The organism is Thalassospira sp. GO-4, from assembly GCF_023588965.1.
Lineage (GTDB): Bacteria > Pseudomonadota > Alphaproteobacteria > Rhodospirillales > Thalassospiraceae > Thalassospira > Thalassospira povalilytica.
Genome location: NZ_CP097807.1, coordinates 2,766,726 through 2,780,437 on the forward strand (window position 1 = coordinate 2,766,726; position 13,712 = coordinate 2,780,437).

The following is a 13,712-nucleotide window of genomic DNA, read 5'->3' on the forward strand; positions in this document are numbered from 1 at the left end:
ATTCAGCTTCCCATACAATCATATAAGTCACACCCGATCCTAGAACCTTTTCAATTTGCTGTGCATCGATTTTGTTTCTGCCCGATCAGGCGTCGATCCCATGGGCATCAAACACAAAAAAGCCGGTCTGAACGAACAGACCGGCTTTGATGCAGATCGGTGATAACCGATTAGTAGCGGTAATGATCCGGCTTGAACGGACCAGCCTGCGGAACGCCGATATAATCAGCCTGTTCCTGGGACAGTTTGGTCAGTTTAACGCCAAGACGGTCAAGATGCAGGGCTGCAACTTTCTCATCAAGGTGTTTGGGCAGGACATAAACCTTGTTTTCGTAGTTCGCGTGGTTTTTCCACAGCTCGATCTGTGCCAGCACCTGGTTGGTGAAGGATGCCGACATCACAAAGCTCGGGTGACCGGTTGCGCAACCAAGGTTGACCAAACGACCTTCGGCCAGAACGATCAGACGTTTGCCATCCGGGAATTCGACTTCGTCGACCTGCGGCTTGACGTTGTCCCACTTGTAATTGCGCAGCGAACCGATCTGGATTTCGGAATCGAAGTGACCGATGTTGCAAACAATTGCGCGGTCTTTCATCGCACGCATGTGGTCAAGCGTGATGATGTCGATGTTACCGGTGGTGGTGACAAAGATATCGCCAACCGGGGCTGCGTCTTCCATGGTGGTGACTTCGTAACCTTCCATCGCGGCCTGAAGCGCGCAGATCGGATCGATTTCGGTTACCAGAACGCGGGCACCCTGGCTGCGCATCGAAGCAGCAGAACCTTTGCCCACATCGCCAAAGCCGGCAACAACCGCGATCTTGCCCGCAACCATCACGTCGGTTGCGCGCTTGATGCCATCAACAAGCGACTCACGGCAGCCATAAAGGTTGTCGAATTTCGACTTGGTGACCGAGTCATTGACGTTGATCGCCGGAACCTTGAGCGTGCCTTTTTTCGCCATTTCATAAAGGCGATGCACACCGGTGGTGGTTTCTTCCGACAGACCTTTGATGTCTTCGAGAAGTTCCGGATACTTGTCGTGGATCAGCTGGGTAACGTCGCCGCCATCATCAAGAATAAGGTTCGGCTTCCAGCCGTTCGGACCGGAAATGGTCTGCTCGATGCACCACCAGAATTCTTCCTCGGTTTCGCCTTTCCATGCGAAGACCGGAATTTCAGCAGCCGCAATCGCCGCAGCAGCCTGATCCTGGGTCGAGAAGATGTTGCACGACGACCAGCGAACTTCAGCACCAAGTGCCGTCAGCGTCTCGATCAGAACTGCGGTCTGGATGGTCATGTGCAGGCAGCCGACGATGCGTGCGCCAGCAAGCGGTTTTGCATTGCCATACTCTTCGCGCAGCGCCATCAGGCCCGGCATTTCGGTTTCGGCAATCGCGATTTCCTTGCGGCCCCACGAGGCCAGCGAAATGTCCGCGACCTTGTAATCGGTAAAGTTCGACATGTCGTCTCCAATCAAACAGGAATGGCGCATCCGCCATAGACTTCTGGTCTTGCCGATACGCCGAGAAATTCTGTTGCGATCACTTCCCTGACCGCGATGGGTCACATATAAAGATTTCTTTATATCGTTTTCAAGTCTTTTTTTGCCCAAATACGCAACATGCATCGCGCAAACTGCAACGCACCGCCGAAATCCGCCGGATCGCCGTGCAAATTGACTTGGGTGTCCCCTATGTCGGGATGATTGTCTGTTTGGGCAAGACCGCCCGGCCGTGCAATCAGGCCAGATCGTTAAAATCGTCAAGCATCATGGCGATCCGTGCCGAATCCCATTGTTCCATGACCCGATTGGCCTGATGGTGGGAATTACGGGTATCAAGCCGGCGCAGCCGCTGTTTGACCGGCAACAGATTGACCGGCGACATCGAAAGATTGCGCAACCCGAACCCGATGAAAAGCGGCACATAGCGCGGATCACCGGCCATTTCCCCACAAACACTGACCGGAATGTCGCGTTCGCCTGCCACCCGGATCACATCCCGGATCAGGCGCAACACAGCCGGATTAAGCGGATCATAAAGGCCCGCGACCTGATCATCGGTTCGATCGATCGCCAGGGTATATTGGGTCAAGTCATTGGTCCCGATCGCAAAGAAATCGCATTCCCGCGACAGGGTATCAATGGCAATCGCCGCGGCCGGAATTTCGATCATTGCGCCCAGTGGTGGCAAGGCTTCGGGGATGGCATGCCCTTCCTTGCGCAGGCGTTTGGCCACGGATTCATATATCTGGCGCGCCCGGGTCATTTCATGCACCCCGACCACCATCGGGATCAGAACCCGCACCGATCCATGCAGTGACGCCCGCAAGATGGCGGCAAACTGCACTTCAAGAAGTTCCGATTTCCGAAGCGACAACCGGATTCCGCGCAAACCAAGGGCCGGGTTTGGCCCCGATGCGATTTCCGACTGCAAGGCGACGGCCAGCTTTTCCCCCCCGATATCAAGGGTGCGGATCGTCACCGGCTTGCCGTCCATCCGCTTTACGATATCGGCCAGTTCTTCGTATTGCTCATCCTCGTCAGGCAGGTAATCCTTGTTCATGAACATGAATTCACTGCGCAAAAGCCCGATGCCCGTCGCGCCGTTTTCAAGGGCAGCCGAAAGTTCGATCGGCAATTCGATATTGGCATGAAGATCAATATCCACCCCGTCGCGGGTCGCCGATGGCACATCCCGAAGGGCGGCAAGCTTGTCACGTGCTGCCAGCCAGTCGGCACGGCGCTGACTGTAATGTTCGATATCGGCGTCCGTCGGCGACAGAATGACTTCACCGCGCCCGCCATCGACAATGATCTGATCCCCGCCAGATACCCCGCGAATAATATCAGCCGCCCCGAGAACCGCCGGAATACCAAGGGATCTCGCCATGATCGCGGTATGCCCCTCGGCCCCGCCAAGGGCCGTGACAAAGGCGGTCATTTGTCCGGGTTCAAACCGTGCCATGTCGGCCGGACTGACATCTTCTGCAATCAGGATCGCCCCCTTGGGCGCCTTGTCCACCGCCCGATCGGTTTCCCCCATCAGACAGCGCATCAGACGCAGGCCGACCTCGCGGATATCGGTGGCGCGTGCGGCGATATAGCGATCATCCATGCCCGAAAACTGGGTGGCGATGGCGTCGATCACTTCGCTGACCGCATGCACCGCATTAAGGCGCCGCGACACAATCAGTTCTTCTGCCCCGCGCACCAGACGCGACTGGGTCAGCATGTGGATATAGGCATCCAGAAGGAAGCCAAGCTCCTCGGATGCGGCACTGTCGGCGGTCGATGATTGGGATTTCAGCCGTTTTAGCTGATCGATACTTTCGCCAACACCGTCATGCAGACGTTTGCATTCGGCCTGAATGGCGTCTTCGGCAACCGGTTTGCGGCTGATCTGGATATATTGCCGGTCCAGAACAAAGGCCCGACCAATCACAATTCCGCCCGATGCGCCCAGCCCGGTAATGACGCGGCGTGCGCCGGTTGCGTGATCGTCGGTGATGGTTGTGTCTTTTGGCGGAACTTGCAAACCTGGGGTCAGAACCTGTTCTTGTTGTTTTCCCGAAAGTCAGAAGTCTTGGTTTCAGAAATCTTGGGTATTGCCGGTCGGCTTATTCTTCGTCGAACTTTGCATCGACCAGTTCGTTCAGGGCCTCGATCGCCTTGGTGGCGTCCGGTCCGGTGGCTTCGACTTCAATCTCGGTGCCAATCGATGCCGCAAGCATCATAAGCCCCATGATCGATACGCCGGAAACTTCGGTGCCGCGATTGCGGACCATGATGCTGGATTCAAATTCACCAGCCAGTTTAACAAATTTCGCCGCCGCCCGCGCGTGCAATCCGCGCTGGTTGCTGATCGTAAGGATTCGTTTTTCCTTTTGCGCCATCTATGTCCCCGCCAGCCGGATGCGTGATCGCGATACATCCGGCCTTCTTATTTTTGTTGCTGACTTATTCCTCGCCGCTTAGCAGACGCGACGCGACGTTGATATATTTGCGTCCGGCATCCTGGGCCGCATTTACCGTCTCGGCCAGTGTCCCGTCGATGCGAACAGATGCCAGTTTGATCAACAAAGGTAAATTTACCCCTGCGATAACTTCGACATTTGCCTGTTCCATGATGGAAATCGCCAGATTGGACGGCGTCCCGCCAAACATGTCAGTCAAAAGGACAACCCCCTTGCCGCTATCGACCTTTTCGACGCTGGCAAGAATGTCCGAACGGCGTTGTTCCATGTCGTCATCGGGTCCGATACAGACCGCTTCGACATTTTCCTGCTCGCCAACGACGTGCTGCAAGGCAGATACGAACTCTTTCGCGAGATCGCCATGGGTGACCAGCACCATCCCGATCATGCAGTTTTCTCCATTTTAGTCACTCCCCCGATGTCGGTTCATCTGGCTTGTCTCGATGTCCGAGATGTGTGTCATATCCCAGATCGGCAATCCAGTCATTGAGTATCCGCGCGATATAAACCGAACGATGTTGTCCACCCGTACATCCGATCGCAATGGTCAGATAGCTTTTCCCTTCTTGCGCATAGCGCGGCAAAATCGGCTCCAGCATTGCCTTCAAACGGGTGATGAACCCTGCGAAGTCCGGGTCTTCTTCAATATATTTGCCCACCCGGTCATTCATCCCGGTCAAAAGGCGAAGCTCGGGATCATAATGCGGGTTGCGCAGAAAGCGAACGTCAAAAACCAGATCGGCTTCTGCCGGCACGCCCTGACGGAACGAAAAGCTTTTGACAAAAATCGCCATGCCTTCGTTTTCGCCAATGTCGAACTGGTCCTGAAGGATCTTGCGAAGTTCGGCCGATTTCATTCTGGATGTGTCGATCCGCATGTCCGCCGTCGCCGCAATCGGCGCCATCAGGCGTTTTTCATGCTCGATCGCATCCACCAGCGGACGGTCGTGGCTTAACGGATGGGGACGCCGCGTCTCGGTGAAACGGCGCTGCAATACCGATGTCTCGGCATCGACATAGATCATCAACGGTTCCATGCCGGTCTGTTTGCGCAAACGTCCGACAATGTCGACAAACTGGTCCACGCCGAAATCACGGGTACGGATATCCAGCCCGATGGCAATCGGACGGTCGGGGCGGCAATCGCTTGGCACCAGTGCCGACAACATCCGAAGCGGCAGGTTATCCACCGCATCAAACCCGAAATCTTCAAGGATCTTAAGGGTGGTCGTCCGACCGGCCCCCGATACACCGGTGACAAGAACAAGACCGCTTTTGCCATCAAAACTGCCAAGCGCGGTTTGCAGGTCATCAGACGATTTGACAGGCGTTTTCTGCAAAACAGAGTCCTTAAGCTTCAAGTCGCATTTCACCGGTCGCAACAGCCAGCGCGACCCTGATCTTGGCATCAAGTGCCCGATCGGTTGCACATAATGTCCAACGCGGGACAGTTATGCCACAAATCTCTTCGGCAGTGCAGTGCGGCATTCTTTCAACCTGGGTTGCGTCCGCCACCAGATCAATCAGAACCCTGACATCGCCTTCGGCGGCAATCGGCAATCCGCGTACAATGCCGATGCCGCGCACTTCGCACAACCCGGCAATCGTTGATGGCGCTGTTGCGATCAAACGTCCGTCACGCGCAACAAGGTCCGTCCGATCATCCGAAATCAGACAGCCCCCCGCATCAATCAGGCGCAAGGAAATACTCGATTTTCCCGAACCGGACGGCCCGCGCAATAACAGCGCATGGGCACCGATCTGGACACAGTTTGCATGAAGTTGGGACATAATGGGAAAACGATGCGGGGCCGGGCGTTTGTTGTCAAACACCAAACAAGCGGATCGGGCGCAACCTGACCTTCCGCATAAGCGTTTGGCGGCTTCTGACCTGAAGAATCTTATTCCAGCGGCAGGCGAATGGTGAATATCGCGCCCTTGACCGCGTCATCAACCACCCGATTCTGTGCGCTCAGTTCGCCGTTATGGGCGGAAATGATCCGCTTGGAAATCGAAAGACCAAGCCCCGAATGCTGCCCGAATTTCTCGGTCGATGGCCGCTCGGTATAGAAGCGGTCAAAGATCGCCTCTTCCTTGCCCGGCGGGATACCCGGCCCGTCATCTTCGATCGTGATTACCGCCCAATCCTTGTCACGCCATGCCCGCACGCGGACTTCGCCGCCTTCGGGGCTGAAGGTGATGGCGTTTGAAATCAGGTTTCTGAACACCTGGGTCAACCGGCTTTCAAGGGCGGGCACATTCAGGTCTTCGGGTACAGAGACCCGAATGCGCGGGCCGCTCGGATCGGCATTGTAAAGTTCGCCCAGCGTCTGCAACAGAACCCGAAGATCGACCTCTTCGCTTTCGGCACGCGACAATTCGGCATCCATGCGCGAATAGTCGGAAATATCACTGATAAGGCGGTCAAGACGCTGCACGTCTTCGGCAATGATTTCCATCAGACGGCGCTGGCGTTCCGGATCTTTAAGCCGGGTGGCCGTTTCCACCGCACTGCGCAGCGACGTCAACGGGTTTTTGATTTCATGCGCGACATCGGCGGCAAACCGTTCAATCGCATCCATACGATCCCAAAGCGTTTCGGTCATATCACGAAGGGTGGTCGAAAGATCGCCAATCTCATCGCGCCGGTCCGAAAGATCAGGGATGGTGAACTGGCGGTTTTTGCTACGCCGGACCCGTTCGGCGGCGCGCGCCAGACGATTAAGCGGACGGGTAATCACCCCGGCCAGATAAATCGACAGCAACACCGTGATGCCAAAGGCAAACACAAAGATTTTGAGGATATCAAGCCGCACCGCATGCAGGGCACTTTCGATCTGCTCGCCGCTTTTGGTCAGCATCACTGATGCCAGCACCTGCTTGAACCGTGCCACCGGCACCGATACGGACAAAATACGCCGCCCCTGGCTGTCAACCCGGACCACGCCGCGCGAATAGCCGGCAAGGGCTGCGCGCACTTCCGGATAATCGGCCGCACTGGCAACCGGCGGATCAACATAAAGCGGCAAGGGCTGCTCGCCTTCAAACAGGGTCAAAAGCCCGTCTGTCAGTTTGCGCATGATTTCGGCAAAGGCATCTTCATCGCCCGGTGCGGGCAATTCTTCGGCCTGGATGGTGCCCGCGCCAAAGGACTGGATATTGCGGCTATCGGCCATCAATTTGCCGTTGGTGGCAAAAAGCCGCGTCCGCGCGCCGGTAATCCCGACCAGACGGCGCACCATTTCGCGTGCGACTTCAAGTTTCACACGGTTGGTTGCATCATCTTCGGAACTGACGGCCGATGTCGAAAGCGCAGCAGCATACATTTCGGCCTGTACGGCCATCGCTTCAAGCTCGGAATGAATGAGTTCCTGCTTGTAGCGGCCGAGATATAAAATCCCCGCCACCAAGACAAACAGCGCCAGCGCATTCACGGCAAGAATGCGCCAGGTCAACGGGGAAAACAGCCCGTGGCGTTCCTCTATGCGTGCCGTCCGTGTTTCGGACTGGCTTGTCGTCTGGTCCTGATCGCCAGCGCTTTGATCGCTCATTCAAACCTGCGTAACTGGCCCGTCATGGTCGGGCCGGCAAAAATGACAGATGCCGGAACATATTTGTCCCGGCACCATAATTCGTCTGATCAACCTGCAACAGTGGCAGAGTCGCGATACCGGTACCCGACGCCATACAGCGTTTCGATTTCCTTGAATTCCTTGTCGGTTTCGCGGAACTTCTTGCGCAGGCGCTTGATGTGGCTGTCAATCGTGCGGTCATCAACATAGATATGCTCGCCATAGGCCGCATCGATCAGCTGGTCACGGTTTTTCACATGGCCCGGATGTTTCGCAAGTGCCTGGATCAACAGGAACTCGGTCACGGTCAGGTTCACATGCTGGCCTTTCCAGCTGCACATGTGACGCGACGGATCAAGAACCAGATCCCCACGCTGTAACACATCATCCGATCCGTTCGGGCGCACACCGCCTGCACGCATGATTTCCGAACGGCGCAACAATGTGCGGATACGTTCAATCAGCAGACGCTGGGAAAACGGCTTCTTGATATAATCGTCTGCCCCCATGCGAAGACCGGTCAGCTCATCAACCTCGTCATCTTTCGATGTCAGGAAAATGACCGGCATTTCGGTCTTCTTGCGCAGATGGGTCAGAAGCTCCAATCCGTCCATGCGCGGCATCTTGATATCAAGCACGGCAAGATCCGGTTCTTCCTTGGTCAGGGCATGTAGCGCCTCCGAACCATCCGAATATGTCAGAACCTCATAACCCTCTTCTTCCAGGGCCATGGAAACAGACGTCAGGATATTACGGTCGTCATCAACAAGTGCGATCTTACTCACCTGGACCTCGTCATCTGGACAGATACAATTAGCGGGCCGAAACCCAATTCAGTTTTGCGACTATACAATTTACATTCCAATGTGGCGAAAAAATAACCGCTTGCGGCATAATTAAGGCCTATCGAATACACGCACAGCAATCAGCGCGATTTACCTGTATTTGTTGACTTTACGCCAACCCGCCCAATAACAATCACCATCCCGGGGTCAATTCGCCAATCCATCGGAAACGCGCGACACGGATAATTGATCCCTGATGCTGTCGGAGGCCGCAATTTTTTACTGGTTACGCAATTTCAGCCGCGCAAGCCTGACCTTCGCAGGCACGGTGATTTCGGCCCTGGTGGTGTGGCTTGCCGTCAGTTCGACCGGCAATCTGACGATCCGCGAACTTGAAACCACAGGACAGGCGCGCCTTGCCCTTTATGACAGTTCCCTGCGCGCGGCAATCGACCGGTATCGTTATCTGCCCTATGTCGTGGCCCGACATCATCAGGTGATCGATGCGATCTCCGATCCGCAATCAGCCCAGATTGCCAATTTCTATCTTGAACGGGTCAATGACCGGTCCGGGGCGGCGGCGCTTTATGTTCTCGACAAAACCGGCATGACCGTGGCTTCAAGCAACTGGAACACGCCCGACAGCTTCGTTGGCGAGGATTATTCATTCCGCCCCTATTTCAGTCAGGCAATTGCCGGCAACGAGGGATTCTTTTTTGGCATCGGGGTCACCACCGGGCGGGCGGGCCTGTTCATTTCCAATTCCATTCGCCAGAATGGCGCGGTTATCGGGGTTGTTGTCGTCAAACTCGAACTCGATGAACTTGAAATGAACTGGCAGGAAGGCGGCGAAACCGTCTTCGTTGCCGATGCCGATGGCGTCATCACCCTGACCAGTCGCGGCGACTGGAAATACCGGACCCTGTCGCCCCTTTCGGATGCCGATCGCGCGCGCATTGTGCGCAATCGTCAATATTCCGGCCGTGATCTGACATCCCTTAACGTCGGACAGCAACTGGCCAAGGGTTCGGGCATCGTCACCATCAGTTCCCAGCGTTTCCTGTTTGACAGCAAACCGATCCGCGGCAGTGACTGGCGCATCTATTATCTGACCTCGATGGATCAGGTCACCGACCGTCAGGCCGCCGTCATGCTGATTGCCATTATCGGAGGGGGGATGATTGTGCTGGTCATCCTGTTCTTGCGTGAACGCGAACTGAAACTGGCATCCCAGCGCGAAGCCCGCGAATTCGAACGCATTCAGGCGCTCAACACCCGGCTGGAAGAAGAAATCAACGAACGCCGCAGAACCGAAGAAGAACTGCGCGGCACCCAGAATGAACTGGTTCAGGCCGGAAAACTGGCCGCCCTGGGTCAGATGTCGGCGGCCATTGCCCATGAAATCAATCAGCCGATTGCCGCCATCCGGACATTCTGCGCCAGTGCCAAACTGATGATCGAACGCGGCAAAACCGACCAGCTTGATCAGAATATCGGCCAGATTTCATCACTGACCGAACGCATGGGGGCGATCACCGGACAGCTCAAGACATTCTCGCGCAAATCAACCGGTGTGCTGGAGGCCGTCGATCTCAAGATCGCGCTGAACAACGCCTTGCAACTTCTCAGTCCGCAACTCGATTCTGAAAACTGCACGCTCGAACGCCACGAACCCGAAACACCGCTTTTTGTCCATGCCGATCTGGTCCGTATCGAACAGATTTGCGTCAACATCATCCGCAATGCGCTCGATGCCATGGAAAACAGTTCGGTCAAACGCATCCGCATCGATCTGAGTAGCAACCGCAACGATGTCGTCATGCGCATTACCGATACCGGACCGGGCATGAATGACGAAACGCTGTCGCTGCTTTTTGATCCGTTCTTCACCACCAAGGACCCGGGCCAAGGTGTGGGATTGGGACTTTCGGTAACTTATGGCATTGTGCGGGACTTTGGCGGCACCATCAAAGCCTATAACACCACCACCGGCGGTGCCTGCTTCGAAGTTCGATTGCCGTTGCTCAGGGACAAGAAAACGTGACGTCATCAGATCAGACCCAGGATCAATTCGCAAAACCGCACATCATTATTGTCGATGATGATGCCGCCATGCGCATGGCGCTGTCGCAATGGCTGGAACTGTCTGATTTCGATGTCACCGTCTATGAGGACGCCCGCGAAGCCCTGCGCGATATCCGCCCGGATTTTGCCGGGGTCATCCTGACCGATGTGAAGATGCCCAAACTCGATGGCATCACCTTTACCCGCTCGGTGCTGTCAGCCGATTCCGATATTCCCGTCATCCTGATGACCGGGCACGGCGATGTCCCCATGGCAGTCGAGGCCATGAAAAGCGGCGCCTATGACTTTGTTGAAAAACCGTTCGAACCCAAAGACATTGTCGAAAGCCTCGAACGTGCCATCGAAAAGCGTCGGCTGGTTCTGGAAAACCGCAAGCTGCGCCAACAGATCGCCCAGCGCGGCAGTCTGGACAGTCGCCTGATCGGCAACTCTTTGCCGATGCGCGCCCTTAAGGATGAAATTGCCAATATCGCACCGACCGAAGTCCCGGTCCTGATTTCCGGCGAAACCGGCACCGGCAAGGAACTGGTCGCGCGCGCCATCCATGATCTGAGCGACCGGCGCGACGAAAAATTCGTCGCAGTCAACTGTGCCGCCATTCCCGAAAGCACTGCTGAAAGCGAACTTTTCGGCCACGAAAAGGGTGCCTTCACCGGGGCGGTCAGTCAGCGGGTAGGCTGGATCGAACATGCAATCGGCGGCACGCTTTTCCTTGACGAGATTTCAAGCATGCCGCTTGCCCTTCAGGCCAAATTGCTGCGCGTGATCGAACAGCGCGAAGTCGTTCGCGTTGGCTCAAACGCCCCGGTAAAGGTCGATTTCCGGCTAATCTGTGCCACCAACGAAGATCTGGTCGAAGCCGTCTCAGCACGGAAATTCCGCGAAGATCTGCTGTTTCGCATCAATACTTTTGAACTGGCCATCGCCCCCTTGCGTGATCGCAAGGATGATGTGGCCCTGCTGTTTGATATTTTTGCCGAACGCGCCGCCGAACGGTTTGAACGCCCCTATGAACGTCTGGGGCCGGTCCTGATCGGGCAACTTAAATCCCATGACTGGTCGGGCAATGTCCGCGAATTGAAAAACATGGCCGAACGCTATGTCCTTCTGGTCGGAAGCCCTGAGGAAAGGTTCAAGCGCCTGTTCAAGGCCGGATTTGAGAAAACATCACGATTGCCCGGTGACCTTGCCCTGGCCGATCAGCTGCGCGATTTCGAAGAACGCGTTATCCGCGATGCCCTTGATCGCCATGACGGCAATATCAAGTCGGTGATGGAAGAACTCGACATCCCCCGCCGGACCCTGAACGAGAAGATGAAAAAGCTCAATATCCGCCGCGAAAAGCCGGTCTGAGCTTCCGGCCCATCGGCAAGAATCCGCCGATTGATTCCGGCATATCGGCAAGATTATGCCGATTTGTCAAAAAACTGCAAAATAAGCATTTGATTTTAAATAGTATTTTTTATTTCTGTTTTGGCATACTCATTGCACATTCGAGTACCAAAATGATAAAATGATCGAAATACAGGGAGGAGACCACACAACCAGCCCCGTCCGGGGTGACGGAATGGTTGTTTTCAAATCAACTCTCTTGGACGATTTCAGCGGCCCGCATCAAACGCCCTGCCCGCAGGTGGCGTTGACGGAAACCGGAACCCGATCGGGAATCTGCCCGACGGATTTTTGTCCGGCCAGTTCGCGAAATCCAAAAATAACAGGCCATGACAATTGGCCGGTCAAGAACGTGAAGAACCGATTTCTAAAGCGATCTTTGATTAATTGGACGTAAAGAGTGTTAACCCTAGGGAGGACTACCATGAAGCTACGTACTCTGCTTTCAGCAGCAGCCGCAGCCATGATGCTGACCGCTATTCCTGCTTCAGCACAGCAGCTTTCAATTGCAACCGGTGGTACCGGCGGCACCTATTATCCGTATGGCGGTGGTCTCGCAGAACTGATCACCAAATACATCGACGGCACCAGTGCTGTTGCCGAAGTTACCGGCGCATCTGTTGAAAACATGGGTCTGATTGCCCGTGGTGACAGTGATATCGCCATCGGTCTGGCCGACACCGTTTATGCGGGCTACACCGGCACCGGCAAATTCGAAGGCCGTACCCTTGATAACGTTCGTGCCCTGGCATCGATCTATCCGAACGCGGTTCAGATCGTCACCATGGCCGACAGTGGCATCAACGGTCTTGCCGATCTTAAAGGCAAACGCGTTTCTGTTGGCGCACCGGGTTCGGGTACCGAAGTTTCGGCCAAAACCCTGCTCGAAGCCAATGGCATCACCTATGATGACATCGAAGAACAGCGCCTGAACTTCAACGAAACCGCTGACGCCCTTCGTGATGGCGACATTGATGCCGGTTTCTGGAGCGTCGGCCCGCCCACCAGCTCGATCCTGAACCTCGCAACCACCCGCGACATCAAGCTGATCGCACTGACCGACGAGGAAATCCTCGCTGCTCTTGACGCAGAACCGACCTTTGCACCGTACGCCCTGCGTACCGGCGTTTACGAAGGCGTCACCGCACCGGTCAACACCATCTCGACCCCGAACGTTCTGTTCGTGAATGCCGACATGGATGAAGAACTGGCTTATCAGATCACCAAGACCCTGTTTGAAAAGGTCGACGAACTGATCGCCATTCACCCGGCCGCCAACGACACCACCGTTGACTTTGCTCTGAACTCGACTCCGATTCCGATGCATCCGGGCGCACTGCGTTACTACGAAGAGACCGGCAACCCGATTCCGCCGCAGCTCTATCCATGATTTCCAAAAAGTTCGGGCGGCCTTTACTGGCCGCCCTTCTTCTCTCGATCACGGCCTGTGCTGGTCCCGCCAGCCATCAGGAAGTCAAACCCGGCACAACCGTCGACCATCTTGAAGTCATCGGTGCCGACGGATCGGTTCTTGCGCGGACCGATATTGCCCGTCAAACCGGATGGTGCCTGTACTGGAACCATTCTGTTACCGGTGATGGCGTGATCGACTGTTACGTAGACGATCTTGGCAAGATGGTTCTTCATCGCGCCTATCAGCCCGACTTCGCAGCGGGACTGGGACATTTTCCCGGTCGCGGCATTCTGACCAGTGCCGAAGGCGGGGGATACTGGATCGAAGATATTGACGAACCCGTGCCTGGCAATGCCTATGTGCTGCGCGTCGGGTCGCTTGCGGTTAACCATCGTATCGTCACAACCGATGGTGACGAAATCTATCTTTCAAAGATGGCTGAACATACACGTGTCACCATCCGCCTTGATTCCGGGGAATAAGTT

The 13,712-nt window shown here is 55.5% G+C and carries 12 protein-coding genes; 4 read left to right on the top strand and 8 right to left on the bottom strand.

Going from position 1 to position 13,712, the window contains the following annotated elements:
- Positions 1-170: 170 nt before the first annotated feature.
- From ahcY to M9H61_RS12855, 8 genes are all read right to left on the bottom strand, one after another.
- Positions 171-1,466, bottom strand: a complete 1,296-nt coding sequence (gene ahcY, locus M9H61_RS12820) for an adenosylhomocysteinase (RefSeq protein WP_101247055.1) — start codon at positions 1,464-1,466, stop codon at positions 171-173.
- A 277-nt stretch (positions 1,467-1,743) separates the two neighbouring features.
- Positions 1,744-3,540, bottom strand: coding sequence for a phosphoenolpyruvate--protein phosphotransferase (ptsP, locus tag M9H61_RS12825; RefSeq protein WP_250280848.1), 1,797 nt, complete (start codon positions 3,538-3,540; stop codon positions 1,744-1,746).
- An 82-nt stretch (positions 3,541-3,622) separates the two neighbouring features.
- Positions 3,623-3,898 carry an HPr family phosphocarrier protein gene (locus M9H61_RS12830; protein WP_101246920.1) on the bottom strand — a complete coding sequence of 92 codons (276 nt, stop codon included), beginning with the start codon at positions 3,896-3,898 and terminating at the stop codon, positions 3,623-3,625.
- A 64-nt stretch (positions 3,899-3,962) separates the two neighbouring features.
- Positions 3,963-4,367 carry a PTS sugar transporter subunit IIA gene (locus M9H61_RS12835; protein ID WP_101246919.1) on the bottom strand — a complete coding sequence of 135 codons (405 nt, stop codon included), beginning with the start codon at positions 4,365-4,367 and terminating at the stop codon, positions 3,963-3,965.
- A gap of 19 nt (positions 4,368-4,386) precedes the next feature.
- The gene (rapZ, locus tag M9H61_RS12840) at positions 4,387-5,319 is read right to left on the bottom strand and encodes an RNase adapter RapZ (protein WP_101246918.1); all 933 of its coding nucleotides are present in this window, start codon (positions 5,317-5,319) and stop codon (positions 4,387-4,389) included.
- 10 nt (positions 5,320-5,329) lie between these two features.
- Positions 5,330-5,770 (bottom strand): HPr kinase/phosphorylase, encoded by a 441-nt coding sequence (locus M9H61_RS12845; RefSeq protein WP_101247053.1) that lies wholly within the window; start codon positions 5,768-5,770, stop codon positions 5,330-5,332.
- 110 nt (positions 5,771-5,880) lie between these two features.
- On the bottom strand, positions 5,881-7,530 hold the full coding sequence (locus tag M9H61_RS12850) for a stimulus-sensing domain-containing protein (protein WP_228195039.1): 1,650 nt from the start codon (positions 7,528-7,530) through the stop codon (positions 5,881-5,883).
- Positions 7,531-7,619: 89 nt separating this feature from the next.
- Positions 7,620-8,282 (bottom strand): response regulator transcription factor, encoded by a 663-nt coding sequence (locus M9H61_RS12855; RefSeq protein WP_242512737.1) that lies wholly within the window; start codon positions 8,280-8,282, stop codon positions 7,620-7,622.
- 310 nt (positions 8,283-8,592) lie between these two features.
- Here M9H61_RS12855 and M9H61_RS12860 point away from each other — a divergent pair, with 310 nt between their 5' ends.
- The 4 genes from M9H61_RS12860 to M9H61_RS12875 all read left to right on the top strand — a co-directional run bounded on the left by M9H61_RS12860 (position 8,593) and on the right by M9H61_RS12875 (position 13,709).
- A complete protein-coding gene (locus tag M9H61_RS12860; RefSeq protein WP_228195038.1) occupies positions 8,593-10,380 on the top strand; it encodes an ATP-binding protein in 1,788 nt (595 codons plus the stop codon).
- The gene (locus M9H61_RS12865) at positions 10,377-11,774 is read left to right on the top strand and encodes a sigma-54 dependent transcriptional regulator (protein WP_114112281.1); all 1,398 of its coding nucleotides are present in this window, start codon (positions 10,377-10,379) and stop codon (positions 11,772-11,774) included. Before M9H61_RS12860 ends, M9H61_RS12865 begins: the two co-directional genes overlap by 4 nt.
- A gap of 463 nt (positions 11,775-12,237) precedes the next feature.
- Entirely contained in the window at positions 12,238-13,203 is a 966-nt protein-coding gene (locus M9H61_RS12870; protein WP_101246915.1) for a TAXI family TRAP transporter solute-binding subunit, read from the top strand.
- On the top strand, positions 13,200-13,709 hold the full coding sequence (locus M9H61_RS12875; RefSeq protein WP_101246914.1) for a DUF1850 domain-containing protein: 510 nt from the start codon (positions 13,200-13,202) through the stop codon (positions 13,707-13,709). Before M9H61_RS12870 ends, M9H61_RS12875 begins: the two co-directional genes overlap by 4 nt.
- The last annotated feature ends 3 nt before the right edge of the window (positions 13,710-13,712 follow it).

Coding starts and splice junctions, on each gene's coding strand:
- ahcY (WP_101247055.1), bottom strand. CDS start 1,466: ATGTCGAACTTTACCGATTACAAGGTCGCGGACATTTCGCTGGCCTCG.
- M9H61_RS12830 (WP_101246920.1), bottom strand. CDS start 3,898: ATGGCGCAAAAGGAAAAACGAATCCTTACGATCAGCAACCAGCGCGGA.
- M9H61_RS12835 (WP_101246919.1), bottom strand. CDS start 4,367: ATGATCGGGATGGTGCTGGTCACCCATGGCGATCTCGCGAAAGAGTTC.
- M9H61_RS12845 (WP_101247053.1), bottom strand. CDS start 5,770: ATGTCCCAACTTCATGCAAACTGTGTCCAGATCGGTGCCCATGCGCTG.
- M9H61_RS12850 (WP_228195039.1), bottom strand. CDS start 7,530: ATGAGCGATCAAAGCGCTGGCGATCAGGACCAGACGACAAGCCAGTCC.
- M9H61_RS12855 (WP_242512737.1), bottom strand. CDS start 8,282: ATGGCCCTGGAAGAAGAGGGTTATGAGGTTCTGACATATTCGGATGGT.
- M9H61_RS12860 (WP_228195038.1), top strand. CDS start 8,593: ATGCTGTCGGAGGCCGCAATTTTTTACTGGTTACGCAATTTCAGCCGC.
- M9H61_RS12870 (WP_101246915.1), top strand. CDS start 12,238: ATGAAGCTACGTACTCTGCTTTCAGCAGCAGCCGCAGCCATGATGCTG.
- M9H61_RS12875 (WP_101246914.1), top strand. CDS start 13,200: ATGATTTCCAAAAAGTTCGGGCGGCCTTTACTGGCCGCCCTTCTTCTC.